The sequence below is a fragment of the Zhongshania marina genome, from assembly GCF_002915595.1.
GTDB classification, from domain to species: Bacteria; Pseudomonadota; Gammaproteobacteria; order Pseudomonadales; family Spongiibacteraceae; genus Spongiibacter; species Spongiibacter marinus_B.
This window is the reverse complement of sequence record NZ_PQGG01000035.1, coordinates 57,330-77,338: the sequence shown is the minus strand read 5'-3', so window position 1 is coordinate 77,338 and position 20,009 is coordinate 57,330. Positions and strand designations below refer to the sequence as shown.

At 49.8% G+C, this 20,009-nt stretch carries 16 protein-coding genes; 5 read left to right on the top strand and 11 right to left on the bottom strand.

The window, feature by feature from the left end:
• Positions 1–16: 16 nt before the first annotated feature.
• Complete coding sequence (locus C0068_RS15435) at positions 17–1,627, bottom strand: class I adenylate-forming enzyme family protein (RefSeq protein ID WP_103685373.1); 1,611 nt, start codon at positions 1,625–1,627, stop codon at positions 17–19.
• A gap of 279 nt (positions 1,628–1,906) precedes the next feature.
• Between C0068_RS15435 and dapE the strand changes: the two genes are divergently transcribed.
• The gene (gene dapE, locus C0068_RS15430) at positions 1,907–3,043 is read left to right on the top strand and encodes a succinyl-diaminopimelate desuccinylase (protein WP_103685443.1); all 1,137 of its coding nucleotides are present in this window, start codon (positions 1,907–1,909) and stop codon (positions 3,041–3,043) included.
• Between the two features lie 41 nt (positions 3,044–3,084).
• Here dapE and C0068_RS15425 read toward each other — a convergent pair whose 3' ends face one another.
• Positions 3,085–3,894 (bottom strand): class I SAM-dependent methyltransferase, encoded by an 810-nt coding sequence (locus tag C0068_RS15425; protein WP_199176201.1) that lies wholly within the window; start codon positions 3,892–3,894, stop codon positions 3,085–3,087.
• A gap of 99 nt (positions 3,895–3,993) precedes the next feature.
• Here C0068_RS15425 and C0068_RS15420 point away from each other — a divergent pair, with 99 nt between their 5' ends.
• A complete protein-coding gene (locus tag C0068_RS15420; RefSeq protein ID WP_103685372.1) occupies positions 3,994–4,287 on the top strand; it encodes an RNA recognition motif domain-containing protein in 294 nt (97 codons plus the stop codon).
• Complete coding sequence (locus C0068_RS15415) at positions 4,277–4,528, top strand: VF530 family protein (protein ID WP_233208838.1); 252 nt, start codon at positions 4,277–4,279, stop codon at positions 4,526–4,528. Before C0068_RS15420 ends, C0068_RS15415 begins: the two co-directional genes overlap by 11 nt.
• Positions 4,529–4,531: 3 nt before the next feature.
• On the opposite strand, the gene C0068_RS15410 is transcribed toward C0068_RS15415, so the two are convergent.
• The 3 genes from C0068_RS15410 to cysC form a co-directional block, all read right to left on the bottom strand.
• A complete protein-coding gene (locus tag C0068_RS15410) occupies positions 4,532–6,691 on the bottom strand; it encodes a molybdopterin oxidoreductase family protein (protein WP_103685371.1) in 2,160 nt (719 codons plus the stop codon).
• Positions 6,692–6,925: 234 nt separating this feature from the next.
• On the bottom strand, positions 6,926–8,122 hold the full coding sequence (sat, locus tag C0068_RS15405; protein WP_103685370.1) for a sulfate adenylyltransferase: 1,197 nt from the start codon (positions 8,120–8,122) through the stop codon (positions 6,926–6,928).
• A gap of 109 nt (positions 8,123–8,231) precedes the next feature.
• Positions 8,232–8,843 carry an adenylyl-sulfate kinase gene (gene cysC / locus C0068_RS15400; RefSeq protein ID WP_103685369.1) on the bottom strand — a complete coding sequence of 204 codons (612 nt, stop codon included), beginning with the start codon at positions 8,841–8,843 and terminating at the stop codon, positions 8,232–8,234.
• Between the two features lie 23 nt (positions 8,844–8,866).
• Between cysC and C0068_RS15395 the strand changes: the two genes are divergently transcribed.
• Positions 8,867–9,934: a LysR family transcriptional regulator gene (locus C0068_RS15395; RefSeq protein ID WP_233208837.1), complete on the top strand. Its 1,068-nt coding sequence runs from the start codon at positions 8,867–8,869 to the stop codon at positions 9,932–9,934.
• Positions 9,935–9,937: 3 nt separating this feature from the next.
• On the opposite strand, the gene C0068_RS15390 is transcribed toward C0068_RS15395, so the two are convergent.
• The 6 genes from C0068_RS15390 to C0068_RS15365 all read right to left on the bottom strand — a co-directional run bounded on the left by C0068_RS15390 (position 9,938) and on the right by C0068_RS15365 (position 18,694).
• On the bottom strand, positions 9,938–11,491 hold the full coding sequence (locus C0068_RS15390; RefSeq protein WP_103685368.1) for a class I adenylate-forming enzyme family protein: 1,554 nt from the start codon (positions 11,489–11,491) through the stop codon (positions 9,938–9,940).
• Positions 11,492–11,539: 48 nt separating this feature from the next.
• Entirely contained in the window at positions 11,540–12,673 is a 1,134-nt protein-coding gene (locus C0068_RS15385) for an acyl-CoA dehydrogenase family protein (protein WP_103685367.1), read from the bottom strand.
• A 20-nt stretch (positions 12,674–12,693) separates the two neighbouring features.
• The gene (locus C0068_RS15380) at positions 12,694–13,866 is read right to left on the bottom strand and encodes an acyl-CoA dehydrogenase family protein (protein ID WP_103685366.1); all 1,173 of its coding nucleotides are present in this window, start codon (positions 13,864–13,866) and stop codon (positions 12,694–12,696) included.
• A 100-nt stretch (positions 13,867–13,966) separates the two neighbouring features.
• Positions 13,967–15,133, bottom strand: coding sequence for an acyl-CoA dehydrogenase family protein (locus C0068_RS15375; protein WP_103685439.1), 1,167 nt, complete (start codon positions 15,131–15,133; stop codon positions 13,967–13,969).
• A gap of 120 nt (positions 15,134–15,253) precedes the next feature.
• Positions 15,254–17,401, bottom strand: coding sequence for a 3-hydroxyacyl-CoA dehydrogenase NAD-binding domain-containing protein (locus C0068_RS15370; protein ID WP_103685365.1), 2,148 nt, complete (start codon positions 17,399–17,401; stop codon positions 15,254–15,256).
• Between the two features lie 84 nt (positions 17,402–17,485).
• Positions 17,486–18,694 (bottom strand): acetyl-CoA C-acetyltransferase, encoded by a 1,209-nt coding sequence (locus tag C0068_RS15365; protein ID WP_103685364.1) that lies wholly within the window; start codon positions 18,692–18,694, stop codon positions 17,486–17,488.
• A gap of 193 nt (positions 18,695–18,887) precedes the next feature.
• Between C0068_RS15365 and C0068_RS15360 the strand changes: the two genes are divergently transcribed.
• Positions 18,888–19,922: an AraC family transcriptional regulator gene (locus C0068_RS15360; RefSeq protein WP_103685363.1), complete on the top strand. Its 1,035-nt coding sequence runs from the start codon at positions 18,888–18,890 to the stop codon at positions 19,920–19,922.
• The last annotated feature ends 87 nt before the right edge of the window (positions 19,923–20,009 follow it).

The following is a 20,009-nucleotide window of genomic DNA, read 5'->3' as shown; positions in this document are numbered from 1 at the left end:
TCAAACTAGCTAAACTTTATACCGCCGGCATCTCGTCGGCGATTTCCCGCAGTTTATTTTTTGCCACTTTCTCTAGTGTTGCGCGGGGGAATTCCTCAACAAAATACACCGCACGGGGCACTTTAAAGTCGGCAAGGTTAGCCTTGCAGTGATCGATGATTGCCTGCCCAAATGCCGCTTCATCCTCTGGTGCCCCCCAACCTTTAATCACAAAGGCCACCGGTACCATATCCAACATGTCGTGGGATTTCGCGACGATGGCGACTTCACCTACTCCGCCCCCTGGCACCTGCATACACACTTCTTCTACTTGGCGGGCCGACACATTCTCGCCGCCAACTTTAAGAGCGTCTTTGTCGCGGTCGGTGAAATAGAAATTACCTTCATCGCCAACGCTAACCATATCGCCGGTCTTAAACCAGCCATTAGGCGTAAACGACTTAGCCATCGCCTCCTCGTTTTTATAGTATTCAAGGAAGATATTTACACCGCGTGTGCCCTGCACCCATAGCTCGCCAATTTCGCCTTTTTTACACATTTCACCAGTTTCAGGATTAACTACCGCAAGATGATAACCGGGTGTGGGTTTACCAATAGAACCCTGTGGCCAATCGCTAACAAAATCAGAACGGGTGGCGTGGGTAACGGTTTCCGTCATCCCCCAGCTAGCAAAGGGCTTGGCCTTAAGCCAGCCTTCAATCTCCTTCCAAATAATCCCCATTGGCATCACTTTCAAGCTGTGATTTTCCGGCACCGCTTGCATACCAATGGCTTTAAACACAAAGGGAATCATCGAGCTGTGAGTGACTTGGTGCTTTTCTATGATTTTCCAGAATCGGCTCGCCGAAAACTTGGGTAGCAGCACCGCTGTAGCGCCAACACCAAGAGAACCCCAAAAGGCCCAGCTTTGACAATTTACATGGAAGAAGGGCAAAAAGCCAAGATACACGCTGTCGGTATCCATACCCATGCTTTGCGAACCCATATTGCCGGACCACAGCGCATTGGCATGGGTGTGAACAACGGCTTTTGGCAGCGACGTTGTACCTGAGGTAAACATGATACCCGCCGGCAACATCGGCTCCGCTGGCCGCGCCGGCAATGTGTCTGCATCACCGTAAAGACTACTAAATGCATCAGCGCCGCTAACTGACTCCTCTGCGGCTTCGCCGGAATTATCGTCAGTCACCACAATCCATTTAAGGCCGGTAGCGCTGTTGCGCACTTCCTCTAAAAACTTGGGTTGGGTAATAGCCCCCACCGCTTCAGTGTGACGAGCAAAGTATTCAATTTCGCCGCCCACACTGCGGGTATTTGTCGTTACACCCACAGCGCCGATTTTGGCACAGGCATACCACGCTAATACCATCTCTGGGCAGTTCTCGGCGTGGATCATAACCTTGTCGTGTTTGCGCACGCCCTTGGCGTATAAACCCGCTGCTATCTTGCCGGTTTCCTCATCGAAAGCTTGGTAGCTCCAGCGGCGGTCTTCACCGGAACGCGGCTCCCAAATCATAAAGGGGTGATCAGGTTTTACCCGCGCCCAATGACGCAGGCGCTGGGGAATATCCTGATCTGCAAAATCGAATTCGGCGGCTGCCACCGCGATGTCCAAATCCATGCTCATAGCCCTTCCTCTGATTATCGTTATGGTATTTATATACGCCGCCTGAGTAAAAAATATACGGCTGACACTAGCAGTTTGATTTAGATCATAGCCAAGCTAAGCCCCACCCTCTATGACATTTCCACTCAATTGAGCTGACAATGAGTGTTTCGGTCACTCCCTTGCCAAGCCGTCTTTCGCGCCTGTCAGTGCTGTTAGATTCTGTTAGAATAGCGCGCTTATCCGCGAGCAGCCGCCGCGATGCCCCAAACCACCTATACAAAAGCCGAAGCTAGCCCTATGACAGCGCTCTCCCCGACCTTGCAACTTGCCTGTGAACTCATTGAACGCCCGTCGGTCACCCCCGCCGACGCCGATTGCCAAGCCATTATGATGGCGCGATTAGAGAAGATCGGTTTTCAGTGTCAGTCACTGCGATTTGGCGATGTTGATAATTTTTGGGCCGTTCACGGCAGCAGCGGTCCAATATTCTGCTTTGCTGGCCACACCGACGTGGTGCCAACCGGCCCCGCCGCCAAGTGGCAAACCCAGCCCTTTGAGGCGGTCATTCAAGACGGTATGTTACGTGGACGCGGCGCGGCCGATATGAAGGGCAGCTTGGCGGCGATGATTACCGCCTGCGAAAACTTTGTCGCCGCCCACCCCAATCACAGTGGCCGCATTGCCTTTTTAATCACCAGCGACGAAGAAGGTCCTGCAATTAACGGCACGGTCAAAGTCGTGGAGTGGCTAGAGCATCAAAACGAAAAAATCACCTGGTGCTTGGTCGGGGAACCCTCGTCAACGGATACCGTGGGTGACGTGATCAAAAATGGTCGCCGTGGTTCACTAGGCGCGGTACTAACAGTGCGGGGCGTACAGGGCCATGTTGCCTACCCCCATTTAGCCAAGAACCCGATTCATTTGGCTGCGCCGGCGTTGGCGGAATTAGCAAACGAAGTGTGGGATGAAGGCAACGACTTTTTCCCCGCTACTTCCTTCCAAATTTCAAATATCAACGGTGGCACCGGGGCGACGAATGTTATTCCCGGCGAATTAGAAGTGGTATTTAACTTCCGTTTTTCTACCGAATTAACTGCGGATATTTTAAAAGCCCGCACCCAAGCCATTCTGGATGCCCATCAACTCGATTACAGTATCGAATGGAATTTAAGCGGCCAACCCTTCCTAACCGCAGAAGGCCCCTTGGTCGAAGCCGCGCAGCTCGCGATTAAGGCCGTTACCGGCAGCGACACGATACTATCCACCGCTGGAGGCACCTCAGACGGGCGCTTTATTGCCCCCACCGGCGCGCAGGTCGTTGAGCTTGGACCGGTGAATGCCACCATCCACAAAGTAGACGAATGTGTAAAAGCGGAAGATTTAGATAAATTGTCGCTGATGTACGAAGGCATGCTCAAAGAGCTATTGGCCTAGGGCCTGTTCACACTAATCCGATTAGTGTGAACAGGCCCTAGCTATTTGGCAAAGGCTTTTAAAGGGTAAATGTCGAAGCGCACCGCTTTTCCCGCAACAGATAACTGCGGTTTGCGCTCGGCTAAATAGGGCGCTTTAGGCGGGCGCTTAACCACCACGCGATGACGGGCGCGCTGCAAGGCTACATCCAGCAGCGCGTCGCTGTCTTCATCCAAGCCCACCAAAGAATGAAATAAACGCATCTCTTTTTTTACCAGCGCCGACTTTCCCGACACCGGAAACATGGGGTCTAAGTACACCACATCTGGGCAGTCGTCCTCCGCCAAGCCCGTCAGAAAATCCAATGCGCTGCCCTGATGTAAACCCATTCGCTCGGCGATCTCAAAGCACTCATCAGCGCCTTTGGCGCGGCGCAAGCCATCCGCCAATAAAGCTGCCACCACCGGCATACGCTCACACATTGTGACGGTGCAGCCGTGACTGGCCATTAAAAAGCTGTCGCGCCCCAGCCCCGCCGTAGCGTCGACGACACTGGCGCGGTTGCGGCTACCGCCTACCGCCTTTATCAGCAGTTCTTTTCCGGGATGACGATTGCGTAACGCCAACTCAAAATCTACCGCAACGGGATGTTCCCGGTTCACCGGTGGTAAACCAATCACTAGACGATCGCCCTCATAAAACACATGCACTTGATCTGCCTGCTCACTCCAATCATCAACCAAGCGCAGGCCCAAGCGCTGCGCCAATTCTGCACTGCTGCTAGTGGTATTTAATACGAGCGGAGTAGAGGCTGCGGTCACAAAAATTCTGTCGGCAATGGCTGAGTGCGTGATGTTAGGATATTTAGCCAAGCGCGAACAGCCATCAAGGGCATTTCGGGCGAAGATAGCAGGCGAAGATAATATCTATTCCCGCTATAATCCACGCCATATCACTAAGACGGCAGCCCCATGAAATTATTGATCCGCAATTTAAACCGCACCACCACTGAAGCCGAGCTCTTAGACCTGTTTGAAGCCTTCGGTAGCGTGCAATCCCTAAACCTCGTCAGAGACGAAGACGCAAATTTGTCCAAGGGCTTCGGCTTTGTCAATATGCCCAAGGCTGGCGAAGCGAAGGTCGCCATGCAAAATCTAAACGGCAAGATCATTGCCGGCTTTAAAATCCGCGTGAAGAGAGCAGAGCCTACAGTGGCATCAACAGATAGTGATGACCTAGCCGCTAGCGACGACGATGATGTCTAACGACGCAAAGCCCTCTTCCGGCTCCAAAGATCCGCTACACGGTCTAACGCTAGAGATGATTATTACTCGGCTAGAGGCCCAATTCGGCTGGGAAGAGCTGGGACGCCGCGTAAAAATTAAATGTTTTACCGACAATCCCAGCGTATCGTCGAGCCTAAAGTTTTTACGCCGCACCCCGTGGGCGCGACAAAAAGTGGAAGCACTGTATATTCGCGGCCAGCGCCCAGCGCGCAAACCCTAAGTACTAAGCGCTAATCGCGGCGGCCGCTTTAACAGGCTCCAAACTCACCGGCACACCATTCAAAACCGCGTTGCCAGACAGGGCATCAATCTGCATTTCGTCGGTAAGAGCATTTACACTCACACCGGCGTGGGCCTCTGCGGTCTGCCACTGGGTACCGCTAAGATTATGTCCCCAGCCGTGGGGAATACTAATGACGCCAGCCATCATTTCATCGCTTATCTGCGCCGCTAGCTCAACGCTACCTACCCTCGAACTCACCCGCACCATATCGCCCTCGGCAATGGCTAAAGCCTGTGCATCAAGTGGGTTAATCAATGCCGTGCAGCGCGACTTTCCTTTTACCAAGCGCTGACTATTGTGCAACCAAGAGTTATTACTGCGCACATCGCGGCGGCCGATCAGCAAAAATTTATCCGGCGCTTTATCGGTATTAAAAAACTTCGCCGCTACCCGCGCTAAATCCTTGAGAAAAAAATCGGACTCTAAATGAATTTTCTTATCTTTGTGGTACAAAGCCGCTGGCAGTGCGGGCTTAAGCGCACCTAAATCAATGCCGTGGGGCGACTTCTTCAATTTACTCAAAGACAAACCTTTCAAAAGATTTAAGCCGCCACCATAAGGCCCCTGCCTTAATAGCAATGCCAACAAACCCGATGGCCCAGCACACCGCAATAATAAGCGTCCCAATTTATCTTTTGCACTAGTGGCCGGTTGCAGACGGTCACGCAGACTCAATAGTATTTCCCAGTCGTGGCGGGCATCCGCTTTTCTTGGGAATAGGGCCTTGGCGTAGCGGGCGTTATTGCGCACGGCTAATACATTAAAAATCACATCATAATGCTCCCGCTCAAGCGGGCTAACCGGCGGCAGAATAAAATCGGCATGTCGGCTACTTTCATTAATATAAAAATCAATCGCGACTAGCAAATCCAAATCTTTAAATGCGCGATCTAGCTGCTCGCCATTGGGTGTTGAAAGCACAGGATTGCCGGCCATCAGCAACATGCCTTTTATCTGTCCTTCGCCAGCGGTGCTAATTTCTTCTGCTAAGGCCGCAACCGGCAACTCGCCATTAAACTCCGGTAGGCCTCGCACGCGGCTGTGAAAACGGCCCATATTGCCACGACCACTTTGCGCCAAGACATCGACAGCGGGTTTGGTGAACATCAAGCCACCCACACTATCAAGTCGGCCAGTGAGGATATTAAATAGCATTATCAGATACTGACTCAGGGTGCCGAACTCCTGCACCGACACGCCTAAACGACCATACAAAACCGGCGCCTTCGCAGCGCAAAAATCTCTAACCAAACTGCGAATAAGTTCTGCCGACATACCGGTTAATGGCGCCACACGCTCTGGGCTGAAATCATTGAATTTTTGCGCCAAGCTCATGGGGCCAAAATCTAAATGCTTTGCCAAATTACCAGTACTAACCAAGCCTTCGGCAAATAACACATTGAGCATGGCCAGCAGTACCAAAACATCGCTACCCGGACGAATAAAGTGATGGGCATCTGCCTGTTCTGCCGTCGCCGTGCGCCGCGGATCAACCACCACAAGCTTGCCCCGTTTGCGAACATCTTTCAGCCGCTGCTTCACATCTGCCACGCTCATAATGCTGCCATTGGAGGCCAATGGGTTGGCGCCAAACATCAGGAAATGATCGGTGTGATCAATATCCGGTACAGGAATTCTCAGCTGATGGCCAAACAATTTCCACGACACAATATGGTGGGGAAGCTGATCAACCGAGGTCGCAGAAAATTTATTCTTGGTTTTTAAGGCCCGCAATACACCACCGCTCATTAATAACGAGCCGGTATTATGAACATTGGGATTGCCAAGATAGACCCCCAAGGCGTCATTGCCATGCTCGGCCTGCAACGCCTGAATACGTGACGCAACCTTGTCGAAGGCCTCCTTCCAAGTCAGTTCACGCCACTGACCGTTCACTCTCTCCATGGGTGTACGGATGCGATCAGGATCTTCGTATAAATCCTTTAAGGCAATCGCTTTTGGGCAAATATGACCACGGCTAAAACTGTCTTCAGCGTCGCCCTTTATACTGGTGATTTTGTCATCTTCGACGGTAATTTGAATGCCGCACATGGCTTCACATAAATTACATGTGCGGTAATGCTGCGTATTGAGACTCATACTGAACCCTCGACATTGACCATTCTTATCATTTTTGGCGGCGTGATCGAAGCCGCGATTAGCTCGATGCTATCACTGATTACATTGCATTGCTGCCTATAGCAGCCGCAATTTCTATGGGCTGCTATTAGAAGCTAATTAAAAGCCAATCACTTTTTCGGGGCGAAAAAAAACCGGAGCCATCTAGCTCCGGTTCTTCAAAGGCTAGCCGTACATTAATACGGCGATCTAAACTTAACCTTTTGCGTCTTCGATTTGATAGTAGTCCATCAAAATCTTAGCCACTTCAGGGCGCGAAAACTCTGGCGGTGGCGCAATGCCATTGCCCAGCATTTCACGTACTTTGGTGCCTGACAGCAATACGAAGTCTTCTTTGCTGTGATCTGGCGCATCACGCATCATCACAACTTTATCCAGTTTCTTCGAGTAGGCAGTGTGGTCTGCGCGGTAGATCTCAATGTCCATTGCGCCTGCTGGCACTTTTTCGTCGAAGATTGTCTGCGCGTCAAAACCGCCGTAGTAATCACCCACACCAGCGTGGTCGCGACCAACGATCAGATGAGTACAGCCACAGTTTTGACGGAACAAGGCATGCAGTACCGCTTCGCGTGGACCCGCGTATAGCATGTCAAAGCCGTAGCCAGTGATCATTACTGTGTTTTTAGGGAAGTACACTTCAACCATTTTACGGATTGCTGCATCGCGAACGTGAGCAGGAATATCGCCAGGCTTCAATTGACCCAATAACATGTGAATCAATATACCGTCAGTGCCGAGGTCTTCCATTGCCATACGGCAAAGCTCTTCGTGGGCACGATGCATTGGGTTACGGGTTTGGAAGGCAACCACTTTTTCCCAGCCGCGCTCAGCAATCTCGTCGCGAATTTGAACTGCAGTGCGGAAGGTATCAGGGAAGTCAGACTGGAAGTAAGAGAAGTTCAAGACCTGAATAGGGCCAGACAACAAGGTATTGCCCTGGCTCTTAAAGGTTTGCACGCCTGGATGCTTATCATCCAAGGTACCGAAAATGTTTTCGGCCATAAAATCGATTTGCTCAGCGCTAACCGCTTCTACCGCTTCAACATCCATAACCGCCAAAACGGGATTGCCGTCTACATTCGGGTCACGCAAAGCAATACGCTGACCGGCAGTAATGCCCTGCGCATCTTTAGTCAGATTAACGATAGGCACAGGCCAAAACAAACCGTCAGTTGTGCAAAGATCTTTAGCAACCGCCAAAGAATCCGCTAGGTTCATATACCCTTTTAATGGGGTGAAATAACCTGCACCCAACATAACTGCATTCGCTGCCGCAGCAGAGCTAACGAGAAGTGATGGCAGAGTTTCTGCCTCGGCAGTCAGTGCTTTGTGCTGTTCAGCATCAGATACGAATAATGGGCTAAGCTCGTCGGCGCCATGTGGTTTGATCATTGTAGGTAACTCCGTTAGTTAAAGTGTCGGACGTCGGGTGTCTGACGTCGGACGAAAACATAAATTCAGCGCGGGCGTCAGACGTCTGACCGCCGACGTCCGTCACGGTTTAAATAATTCCGCGCTCGCTCATCATCGCCAGCAGAATCTCTACTTCTTCTTCCAAGCTTTGCTCATGGCTATTCAATACCAGTTCAGCATTCAGCGGCGCTTCGTATGGGTCTGAAATACCCGTGAAGTTTTTGATCTCGCCTGCACGGGCTTTTTTGTACAGACCTTTAGGGTCGCGCTGTTCTGCAACGTCTAATGGCACGTCTACAAAAATTTCCAGGAAGTCCATATCGCCGGCATCGTGCAATTCACGCACGATATCGCGGTCAGCGCGGTAGGGGCTAACAAAGCTCGACAACACGATAACGCCGGTATCGACGAATAATTTAGAAATTTCGCCAATACGACGGATGTTTTCAGTGCGGTCTTCAGCACTGAAACCGAGGTTTTTGTTGATACCCAGACGGATATTGTCGCCGTCAAGACGGTAGCAAAGATGCCCCTTTTCCATCAGCGCCTTTTCCAAAGCAACCGCAACGGTACTCTTACCGCTACCAGACAGGCCGGTGAACCACAGGGTCGCGCCCTTTTGCTTCAATAGCTTATTGCGGTCTTCGCGGCTTACTTCGCCGTCGTGCCAATATACATTCGTCGCTTTAACGTCGGTCATTTATCCATCTCCAAGGCTACAAATTGAATCACATACCTTCACTGACACCGGCCGCTCACTCAGAACCGCCGGTACAAGAACTGGCCGCCATACTAAAAGCATTTTTATCACAAGTAAAACGGGATATTATTATAGTCAGTATCGATTTTATCGATACTGACAAGGCGGCGATGAGTGCCGAAACTAGACCCAATACGAAGATATGTCTTATGAATTTTAGTATTCGCCAACTGGAAATCTTTCTGTCGGTTGCCAAGCACCAAAGTGTGTCCAAGGCCGCAGATCAACTTTGCCTTTCGCAATCCGCTGCCAGTGCATCCCTGCAAAACCTAGAGAAAAGATATGGGGTTAATTTATTTGATCGCCACGGCAACAAGATAAAGCTAAATGCCATCGGCCACACCCTCCGCAAAGAAGCAGAAACCTTATTCGCCCATTGCCAGCAATTTGATGACGCTCTACGCCGCCACGCCGATATTGGCCATCTTCGGGTTGGGGCCAGTTTTACCATCGGCAATCACCTAGTGGTGCGCTATCTCGCAGATTATTTAAACAATTACCCCGAAGCAGATGTGCAGTTTGACACCGCCAACACCCCAGACATCGTCGCTAAAGTACTCAATTACGAGGTGGATGTGGGCATGATTGAACGGGAGGTTCAGCACCGCGAACTAGAACTCATTCCGTGGAAAGAAGATGAGCTGGTGGTGTTTTGCAGCGCATCACATCCCTTGGCCAAGAAGGGCGTATTAAAAGACAAAGACATTAAAGAGGCGCGCTGGATTTTACGTGAACCAGATTCCGGTGCCCGCCACACCTTTGACCGCGCCCTTGCCGGTCTACTCCCCGATATTGAAATCTACCGAGAATTCAAACACAACGAGGCAATTAAAAGCGCAGTGGAGTCGGGCCTAGGAATTGGCTGCCTATCTAAGGTGGTTTTGCAAAACGATTTTCGCAATGGCGACCTTGTTCCCCTCACCCTTGCTAATCGCGATATGACGCGAACCTTCTACTTTGCCCTACCCAAGCAGCGGCACAAAAAAGCCGCCGTTGAATATTGGGTAGAGCTCTGTAGCCGAGCTGATTAGCCCCTAAGATATTGGCGGATACTTCTCTGCCATCATCACTCGGATATCTTTCTTCAGAACTTTACCGGTTGGGTTACGCGGCAGGGCTGCAAGGTATTCAATTTTGCGAGGGATTTTGTACCCCGCTAATTTGCCGCGACAAAACTCGGTGAGCTCCTCTGCGCCAAGCTCTGGCTGACCACCCGACACCACCACCGCAAGAGGCACTTCTCCCCACTTTGCATCTGGCACACCGATCACCGCCACGTCTTGAATTTGCTCATGTGACATCAAGTGATTTTCAATTTCTGCGGGATAAATATTCTCACCACCTGAAATGATCATGTCTTTCACGCGGTCTTGAATATAGATGTAACCCTCTTCATCCATACGACCCGCATCACCAGTATGCAACCAACCGTCAACCACCGTCTTAGCGGTAGCCTCTGGATTTTTCCAATAGCCCTGCATTACCTGCGGGCCTTTGGCTACGATCTCGCCGATCTCACCTAGTGGTAATTCCTGCCCGTCGTTGCCGACGATTTTAATATCGGTGCCAAACACCGCCCGCCCGCAGGAGCGCAACAATTCTGGGCGACCAGCAAGGGCTTTTTTATGGTCATCTGCCGTGAGGAAGGTCAAGGCCATTGTCGACTCGGTCTGACCATAGCCCTGCACAAAATCACAGCCGAAGGCATCCATACACTGCTGCAACAAAGATTCTGAAATAGGCGAAGCACCGTAATTTATGGTGTGCAACTCAGAGAAATCGTAGTCCTTGATATTGGGTACCATCGCCAAAGAGAACTGCAACATCACCGGAATCACCGCCACGGTACTAATGTGTTCTTTAGCGAGGGTCTCAATCATACCTACCGGATCGTAGTCGCTGTGAATAATCATGGAGCCGCCGTAGATAACACCGAGCAGCGAACCAACTAAGCCCACTGCGTGGAAGGTCGGCGCAATAACCAAACCACGCTCACCAACGCGACCGCCCTTGCCCGTTGTCATTGGCGCCTGATAGGTATTGGCTAAGACATTGTAATGGCTAACAAGCACGCCCTTAGGTAAACCCGTGGTGCCGCTGGTATACATTTGAAATAGAATATCCTCGCCGTTTATTTCCACTTCATTCAAGCTCGCCGGACTTTCCAACCAGCTCGGCAGATGTGGAGCGCTGCTATCACTATCAATACATACACAGTTTTTTGCGCGTAAATACTCACCGCGCAAGCCGTCAAATTCTTGATCAAAAAACAGCATCTGCACGTCGGCATTGCTGGCAATAAATTCGACTTCGGCTAGCGCTAAACGGTAATTCAAACCCACCACCACTGCACCTATACGCGCACAGGCGAGGAAGACACACAGATTATCGACGGAATTTTTGGCTAATATCGCCACCCGATCACCCTTCGCAATTCCGCTAGACTGAATATGCGCGGCAATCACATTGATATAGTCCCAGGCCTCGGCGTAATTCAGAGTCTTTTTACTATCACTGGCCATCATCATGTCGCCACGAATACGCGCATGGAATTGGGTGTGGTCGTTTAAATTATTAAAAAGTTTCATAGCATTCCTCTACTGTTATATTTATTGTCCAAAATAAAACAAAACAATTTATAGATATCGCATATCACTAAACCGGCGACGATGGATGTCTGAACCACCAAAATACATATCAATCATCATCAGGCGTTTTAAATAATGCCCAATCGGCATTTCATTTGTTACACCCATACCGCCGTGAATCTGCACTGCTTCTTCAGCCACCTTACGACCGTATTTACCCACCATAGCCTTGAGCACCGCCACGTCTTGGGCACGATCTACGCTGCCATCCAAAATCGCACACTGGGCGCGAACAAGCAGAGACTTACACTGCTCTGTTGCCATAAACATATCGACCATTCGATGCTGCAGCGCTTGGAAGCTACCAATAGCCACCCCAAACTGCTTGCGGGTATTGGCGTACTCTGCGGTGGCCTTGTACAAATAAGTCATTGCACCAACGGCTTCTGCACACAGCGCCACCAAGGCTTCATCAACCACCTCGGCAATTAATGGATACGCCTCGCCCTCGGCGGTGAGCATGTCATCTTGGTTAATTAACAGATCACTAAATTCAATATTGCAAGCAAGCTGCCCATCAATTAGACGAACAGACTCTTTCTTCAAGGCAGGATTGTTCGCGTCCACCACAAATAAGCTAATGCCAGATTCGCTCGCCACATCACCACTACTACGGGCTGCAATAAGAAAATAATTCGCGTTGGCGTTAAGAACCAAATTTTTCTGACCATTAAGGCAATAGCTATCACCTTGCTTGGTCGCCGTCGCGCCGACATAGCTAAGTGAAAAACAGCTCTGAGCCTCTAACCACGCAAAGCTATACTGCGCCTCACCGGAAATAAGCTGCGGCATTGCACTACTTTTAAGCGCTTCATTCGTACAGCGCGCTATCAGTTGGCCGGCCAACACAATGGATGACCAATAGGGCTCCACCACCAATACTTTGCCGAACTCTTCCATCACCGCAGATACATCTGCGACATTGCCACCAAAACCGCCCACATCCTCAGAAAACGGGATGGTCAACCAACCCAACTCAGAAAAACTAGCCCAATGCTTAGCACTAAAGCCCGCCTCCTGTTTAAGCACCGCTTCGCGCTGCTCGGCTGCGTAATTGTCTGCAAGAAATTTTGCCACGCTGTCTTTCAGCATGACTTGTTCTTCTGTTAATGAAAAATCCATTATTTAATCCTCTAGAGCGACTATAGGCCGAGTGCGAACTTGGCGATGATGTTGCGCTGTACTTCGTTGCTGCCGCCAAAGATGGTGCAGGCGCGCCCAAACATATATTCACGTCTGGCTCTATTGCCGTCGCTCTCCCAGAGTTCATCATCTACCTCTGGTAATACACCACCAAAACCAGCTGCAACATCCCACTGCAAAGTCTGCACCGCTTGCTGTAATTCGGTGCCCTTTAATTTAAGAAGCGAAGACTCCATACCCGGTGCCCCGCCGCTATCAATATCACTCAATACTCTAAGCTCTAAATACTCCAGTGCCATCACCTCCATTTCAATGTCGGCTAAGCGCGCTCTAAAATCACTGTCATCAATTAAGCGAACACCACTTAACCCCGCTGTGCTGGCCAGTTTGCGAATATTGGTTAATATCCGTTTGCAATAAGCTACCCCAGACAGGGCCGTGCGCTCATAGGTCAGCAGCGCCTTGGCATAAGTCCAACCTTCGTTCTCTTCACCGATACGATTAGCTACAGGGACTCTGACATTCTCAAAATTCACTTCATTGAGATGGTGTTCGTCGTCCACAGAAATAATAGGCGACACAGTGATGCCTGGGGTTTTCATGTCTATAAGCAAAAAGCTAATGCCCTGCTGAGGCTTGCCGGTATTGTCGGTACGGACTAGACAAAAAATCCAATCTGCATACTGAGCATAGGTCGTCCAAATTTTGGTGCCGTCAATAATATAGTCGTCACCATCGCGCAGCGCCCGCGTTTGAAGGGCGGCTAAATCAGACCCCGCTCCTGGCTCGGAATAACCTTGGCACCACCAAATATCAGAAGATTTTGTAGGGGGAAGAAAACGCTGCTTTTGCTCTTCTGAGCCATAGCTATACAAGACAGGAGCAACCATCTTTATACCCATTGGCACAACATCTGGCGCACCGGCAGCTGCCAGCTCAGTCGTATAAATATATTTTTGAGTAGCGCTCCAAGCGCAACCACCGTGCTCGACTGGCCAGCCGTTCGCCGCCCAGCCTTTATCGTCCAACAGTTTTTGCCACTCTATACTGGCATCGCGAAAAGTATCGGGATGATGAATTCGGGCCGCAAGCTCCGGCGTAAAGTTTTCACGCATAAAGCGTCGAACGTCTTCCTGAAAGGCTAGTTCTTCAGGACTAAATTTAGCATGCATACTCGCTCTCTTATTTGTCTGGGGTGCAGTTTATACAGCGACGCGCTTGACTAGCTCGCCGCTGGCACAGATAAGGCTCTTAGCAATTTTTACTAAGACATTATTCAAAAAATGAAACGAATTTATCGGAATATAAATCTCGGCCAATAATTAATTTCATGATTTCTGAACTGCCAGCAAATATCCGTGTAATACGTGCATCGGTATACATACGACTGATCGGATACTCATCCATAAAACCCGCACCGCCGTGAAGCTGAACGCCTTCGTCCACCATTTTGCACAGCAACTCACTGGTATAGAGTTTGGCTTTAGCGGCATCTTCAGAGGTGAGTAAGCCCGCATTGTGAGCGGCAACACACTGATCAACATAGGCCTGCGCAACATCAATTTCTGTACGCAAATCGGCCATTTTAAATTCGGTGTTCTGCATTTTAGACAGCGGCTTACCAAATACTTTACGTTCCATTGTAAATTCACGGGTGACTTCAAAAGCGCGGTGAGCGCCAGAAAGAAAGCCGCAGGCGCCAATTAAGCGCTCCTCAGCCAAACCTTCCATCAAATAGATAAAGCCTTTGGTGGCATCACCTAGAACATTTTCCTTGGGAATACGCACATCTTTAAAAAACAACTCTGCGGTATCCTGCGCCTTCATACCCATTTTTTTAAGATTGCGGCCACGCTCAAAACCTTCCATGCCGCGCTCGACTAAAAACAGACCAACCGCATAGGGATTATTTTCTGGGTCTGTTTTCGCCGCCACAATCACCACATCGGAATTAATACCATTGGTGATATAGGTTTTCGTACCGTTTAGCAGCCAGTGATCGCCCATGTCTTTCGCATTGGCGCGCATACCGGCCAAGTCTGAACCAGCATCAGGCTCTGTCATTGCAATGGCGAGTATCGTTTCACCACTTGCGCACTTAGGAAGAAAACGCGCTTTCTGCTCGTCATTCCCAAAACGATCAATATAGGGACCGACTAAACGACTGTGCAGAGTATTCGCCCAATCGCCACCGTGAATGCGGCTGGTTTCTTCGATAATAATTTGCTCAAAGCGAAAATCCTTCTCGCCCATACCGCCGTATTGCTCCTCCGGCCAAATCATCAAGAATCCTTGCGCGCCAGCCTTGGTAAAGGCATCGCGATCAACAATTCCCTGTTCGCGCCAGCGCTCTATATTGGGTGCAATTTCTTGCTCCAAAAATTTGCGATAAGCTGCGCGAAACATATTTTGTTCTTCAGTAAAATTACGTGGCAACATAGCGATAGGACTCCGGGTTTTTGAGGAATACCGACGCATTGCATCGGTAAAAATATTGGGCATTATTTTATTTATAGCGGCGGTGAAAAGTTTCCACCGCCATTGTTATAGAACTACTAATTAAACGAACAACTCACCATCTGCAGCTTTTTTCAGTAGCAAAGCCGGCGGCGCAAAGCGCTCGCCGTATAGTTCACTTAATTCAGCGGCGCGATCTGCAAATTTCTGCACACCGTAGGTATTAATATATTGGAAGACACCGCCAGTATAAGGTGGGAAACCAATGCCCATGATTGAACCGATATTGCCATCTGCAACCGATTTCAATACCCCTTCTTCTAAGCAACGTACCGACTCCACAACCTGCCTGAATAAGATACGTTCTTTGATATCGAGATTAGGGAAGTCTACTTCCGGCTTCACAAAACGCTCGCGAATAGTCGGCCATATCACCTTGCTGCCATCTGCTGCGTAGTCGTAATAGCCGCCTTCATAGGCTTTGCCGTTACGCTTAAACTCCTCAACAAATATCTTAGACATCCGGCCCGTTGCGGTATCAACATTCATATTGTCACCAAGACGCTCATTTAATTCGCGGTTGGTCACAACAATTTTGCTGGTCAATTGCTGACTCACTTCATCATGCACGGCCAAAGGCCCTACTGGCATACCAACTAATTTTGCCAAGTTTTCAATTAATACTGGCTCCACACCCTCTTCGATTAACACTGCGCCTTCATCAACAAAGGTGCCAAATACCCGCGACGTGAAGAAGCCGCGAGAGTCGTTAACAACAATCGGCGTTTTCTTAATTTGCTGAGAGTAATCAAATGCCTTCGCCAAGGTTTCTGGAGAGGTTTTCTCACCAACAATAATTTCTACCAAAGGCATTTTATCGACGGGTGAGAAGAAGTGAATGCCGATGAAGTTGTCTGGCTTAGCCGAAGCCTCTGCCAATAAAGTGATTGGCAAGGTAGACGTATTTGAACCCCATACACCACCCTCGGCCAGCAGTGGCTCCAGTTCTTTGGTCATCGCGTGTTTAAGATCGACATTCTCAAATACCGCTTCAATAATTAAATCGCAGCCTTGCAGCGCATTTGCATCTACTGTGGCAGTGATACGACCGAGAATAGCCGCCTTTTTCTCTTCGCTCATACGACCGCGTTTTAATGCTTTGTTCAGCAGCATTTCGGTGTAGGCCTTACCTTTGTCAGCCGCATCTTGGTTGATGTCTTTTAGTACCACATCCATACCGGCAACAGCAGACACATAAGCAATACCCTGCCCCATCATGCCCGCGCCTAAAATACCGACTTTCTTAACCTTGCTCTTAGCAACATCTTTTGGACGACTGCCACCGCCGTTGACCTGATTCATTTGCAGGAAAAAGGTCATCATATTTTTCGCTTGCGGCGTCGTTACCAAGCTCGTTAATGCGCGGCTTTCAATACGTAGCGCGGTGTCAAAATCCACCCGCAAGGTATTGGCAATTACATCCAAAATTTTCTCAGGCGCCGGCATCAAACCCTTGGTTTTTTGCGACAACATCGGCACTGCACCTTGGATCATCTGCGCAATATTGGGTTTGCGCAAATCGCCGCCGGGGATTTTAAAGCCTTTAATATCCCAAGGATTCGCCGCTTCAGGATTCGCCAAAATCCAGGCCTGCGCCCTGGTCATCATATCGTCGGTGTCAGTTGCTAACTCTTCAACCAAGCCAAATTCCGCCGCTTTTTCAGCCTTGAAGCGTGTGCCTTCAAGCAGCGGCATAATTGCCTTCTCGACACCCATCTTGCTAACCAAACGCACAATACCACCGCCGCCAGGCAAAAGGCCCAAACTTATCTCTGGCAATCCAATCGCCACTGCTGGCGAATTTAGAGCCACGCGGTAATGGCAGGCCAAACAAATCTCATAACCACCGCCCAAGGCCGCGCCGTTGATTGCAGCAACCACCGGTTTGCCCAATTTTTCTAGACGACGCAATAAGCTTTTGATCGACTCGGTTTGTGCAAACAATGCCGGCTCATCAACACCTGGCACTGCCTTTAACATGTTTTTTATATCGCCACCGGCAAAAAAAGAGCTCTTAGCTGAGGTGAGTATGACACCGGCAATATCTGCACGCTCGGCTTCTAAACGCTCAACCGTTGCGCTCATTAATTCAATATATTCATCGTTCATGGCGTTGACCGGACCGCTCATGTCCATAGTCACCGTTACAATGTTGTTGCTGTCTTTTTGGTAATTAAATGTTCCGCTCATTGCGCTACCTATTCATTCGTTTTGTCGTCAATGCCAATTCTGGCTCACCAGATTAGCCGTCAATTTGATTCCAAAGTACTGGCTCTAAACCCGCTCAATAATGGTGGCGATACCCATGCCACCACCCACGCAGAGGGTGATCAAACCAAAGCGCAAATTGCGGCGCTCAAGCTCATCTAGACAGGTACCAACCAACATCGCGCCCGTCGCGCCTAGGGGATGACCCATGGCGATTGAGCCGCCATTGACGTTAATTTTTTCATCGGGAACACCGGTTTCTTTTTGGAAACGCAGTACAACTGAGGCAAAAGCTTCGTTGACTTCAAACAGGTCGATGTCATCAATCGACATGCCCGCTTTTTCTAATACCTTCCACGTGGCAGGAGCGGGCCCAGTCAACATAATGGTCGGCTCGGTACTGGTGACCGCCGTGGCAACGATGCGACCACGTGCTTTTAAGCCCAGCTCTGCGCCAATTTTTTCGCTGCCGATCAATACCGCAGACGCACCATCGACTATCCCTGAGGAGTTACCTGGGGTGTGGATGTGATTGATTTTGACAACTTGAGGGTATTTGCTAAGCGCAATATCGTCGTAGCCCAATGAACCGTGAAATTCAAAAGAGGCTTTCAATCCCGCCAAGCCTTCTAGACTGCTATCTGGTTTTATAAATTCATCACGCTCAAGAATCGTTACGCCGTTTTCGTCTTTAACCGGCAGAACAGATTTGTCGAAATAGCCGGCGTCTCTTGCCGCCGCTGCTTTTTTCTGCGAGTTAAGTGCAAAGGCATCTACATCTTCACGACTAAAATTAGCCAAGGTAGCAATTAAATCTGCACCGACACCCTGCGGAACAAAAGAACTATCGAAGGCTGTTTGTGGATCTTCGCCCCAAGCGCCGCCATTGCTACCCATCGGTACGCGAGACATACACTCAACACCACCAGCAACCACAAGGTCTTCCCAACCCGACGCCACTTTTTGCGCCGCAAGATTGACCGCTTCAAGACCAGAAGCGCAAAAGCGATCTAACTGAAAGCCCGCAACGCGCTCATCCCAGCCAGCTTTTAACAATGCTGTTTTCGCCACACAAGAGCCCTGCTCACCAATCGGCGTCACACAGCCCATAATGACATCGTCAACCTTGCTGGTATCGAGACTGTGTCGGTCGCGAAGTCCATTTAATAAACCGGCGAGAAGATCAACCGGCTTCACCTCATGTAATGAACCGTCTTTTTTACCTTTGCCGCGTGGCGTGCGGACTGCATCGTAGATGAAAGCTGTAGTAGCCATATTTTGTGTCCCTGACTGACATGGATTTGTACGTGACCAAGAGAGTCGCCCTCTTAGCCATTCTCCGCAATGACTCTGAATGACATACAATAGACATTATGTTACAAGTTAACATTGAACACTCTCATTCCTGCGCCTACGGCAAAAAACCGGTCTGCGGGGATACAAAATCACCGCCGCCACTAGGTAATTTATGGAAAACAGAACCATATCCATCGCCTTTATACGCAATATGGTCTCGGGCTGCGGCCTACCTAAACGGTATTGCGCAGAATTACTTGAGCGCGCCGGCATAGACCCAGAATCCATTAACAGCGAGCGCGCCAGAGTTAGCCCAACGCAGCTATCGCTACTGAATAAATGGATAACCGACGCCACCGGCGACGAGGGAATGGGGCATTATCGGCAGCCGCAAAAGCCCGGCACCTTTCACGCCCTTGCCCACTACCAGCAAACCGCCGTTGATTTAGAACAGGCTATAGAACGCAATGTCAGATTTTATAATTTATTCGATTTTGGCTTTAGCCTTGCGCTTATTCGCAGCGGTGATTACATCAGCTACCGACTTCAAGCTGACCTCGGCCTAACCCTAACGGACTGGGTATACGAGCAACATCTTATGATCAACCACCGTTTTTTAAGCTGGCTAAGCGGCAGCCCCATTCCCCTGTATCGGGTCAACTTCAACTACCCAGCGCCTGTGCACAGCGGGGAATACCATTACCTGTTTTTTAGCGACACCCGCTTCAATCAAGACCATAGCGAAATCATTTTTCACCGCCAGTATTTAAGCCTGCCGATAATACGCTCGACCGCCGAACTCGATGACTATCTTTCGCGCTTACCCCACGAACTGCTACAACTACCCAATCAGGGCAGCAGCTATACCGAACAGATTCGTCGCCTGCTCAAAAAGTCGCTGCCCGACATTCCCAGCTACGAGGCAATGGCGATTTCGCTAGGACTAACACCGCAAACACTGCGCCGCCGACTACGACAGGAAGGCTGTGATTACAGACTGATCAAAAACGAATTAATACGAGATACCGCGATTGGCTATTTGTTACACGACAACCGAGAGATCAAGACAATCTCTTATCAGCTCGGCTTCTCTGAACCCAGTGCATTTATTCGCTCATTTAAAAAGTGGACTGGCGTGACCCCGCACCAATATCGCGACAATCACAGCTTGGGGGCTGATTCACTCAAAAGCGGAGACAGAATTTAAATCGAGCATTGGTCAAAAATGCGACATGATCAGGCGAGAGAGCCGTGATAGAGAGCGCGAGTCCCTATAACCAACACCCAGTTGGGC

What these genes read in the sequence shown, in the direction of transcription:
- C0068_RS15370 (WP_103685365.1), bottom strand. Translation starts at nt 17,401, where the DNA reads ATGAGCGGAACATTTAATTACCAAAAAGACAGCAACAACATTGTAACG.
- dapE (WP_103685443.1), top strand. Translation starts at nt 1,907, where the DNA reads ATGACAGCGCTCTCCCCGACCTTGCAACTTGCCTGTGAACTCATTGAA.
- C0068_RS15365 (WP_103685364.1), bottom strand. Translation starts at nt 18,694, where the DNA reads ATGGCTACTACAGCTTTCATCTACGATGCAGTCCGCACGCCACGCGGC.
- C0068_RS15420 (WP_103685372.1), top strand. Translation starts at nt 3,994, where the DNA reads ATGAAATTATTGATCCGCAATTTAAACCGCACCACCACTGAAGCCGAG.
- C0068_RS15410 (WP_103685371.1), bottom strand. Translation starts at nt 6,691, where the DNA reads ATGAGTCTCAATACGCAGCATTACCGCACATGTAATTTATGTGAAGCC.
- C0068_RS15375 (WP_103685439.1), bottom strand. Translation starts at nt 15,133, where the DNA reads ATGTTGCCACGTAATTTTACTGAAGAACAAAATATGTTTCGCGCAGCT.
- C0068_RS15380 (WP_103685366.1), bottom strand. Translation starts at nt 13,866, where the DNA reads ATGCATGCTAAATTTAGTCCTGAAGAACTAGCCTTTCAGGAAGACGTT.
- C0068_RS15385 (WP_103685367.1), bottom strand. Translation starts at nt 12,673, where the DNA reads ATGGATTTTTCATTAACAGAAGAACAAGTCATGCTGAAAGACAGCGTG.
- C0068_RS15435 (WP_103685373.1), bottom strand. Translation starts at nt 1,627, where the DNA reads ATGAGCATGGATTTGGACATCGCGGTGGCAGCCGCCGAATTCGATTTT.
- cysC (WP_103685369.1), bottom strand. Translation starts at nt 8,843, where the DNA reads ATGACCGACGTTAAAGCGACGAATGTATATTGGCACGACGGCGAAGTA.
- sat (WP_103685370.1), bottom strand. Translation starts at nt 8,122, where the DNA reads ATGATCAAACCACATGGCGCCGACGAGCTTAGCCCATTATTCGTATCT.
- C0068_RS15360 (WP_103685363.1), top strand. Translation starts at nt 18,888, where the DNA reads ATGGAAAACAGAACCATATCCATCGCCTTTATACGCAATATGGTCTCG.
- C0068_RS15390 (WP_103685368.1), bottom strand. Translation starts at nt 11,491, where the DNA reads ATGAAACTTTTTAATAATTTAAACGACCACACCCAATTCCATGCGCGT.
- C0068_RS15415 (WP_233208838.1), top strand. Translation starts at nt 4,277, where the DNA reads ATGATGTCTAACGACGCAAAGCCCTCTTCCGGCTCCAAAGATCCGCTA.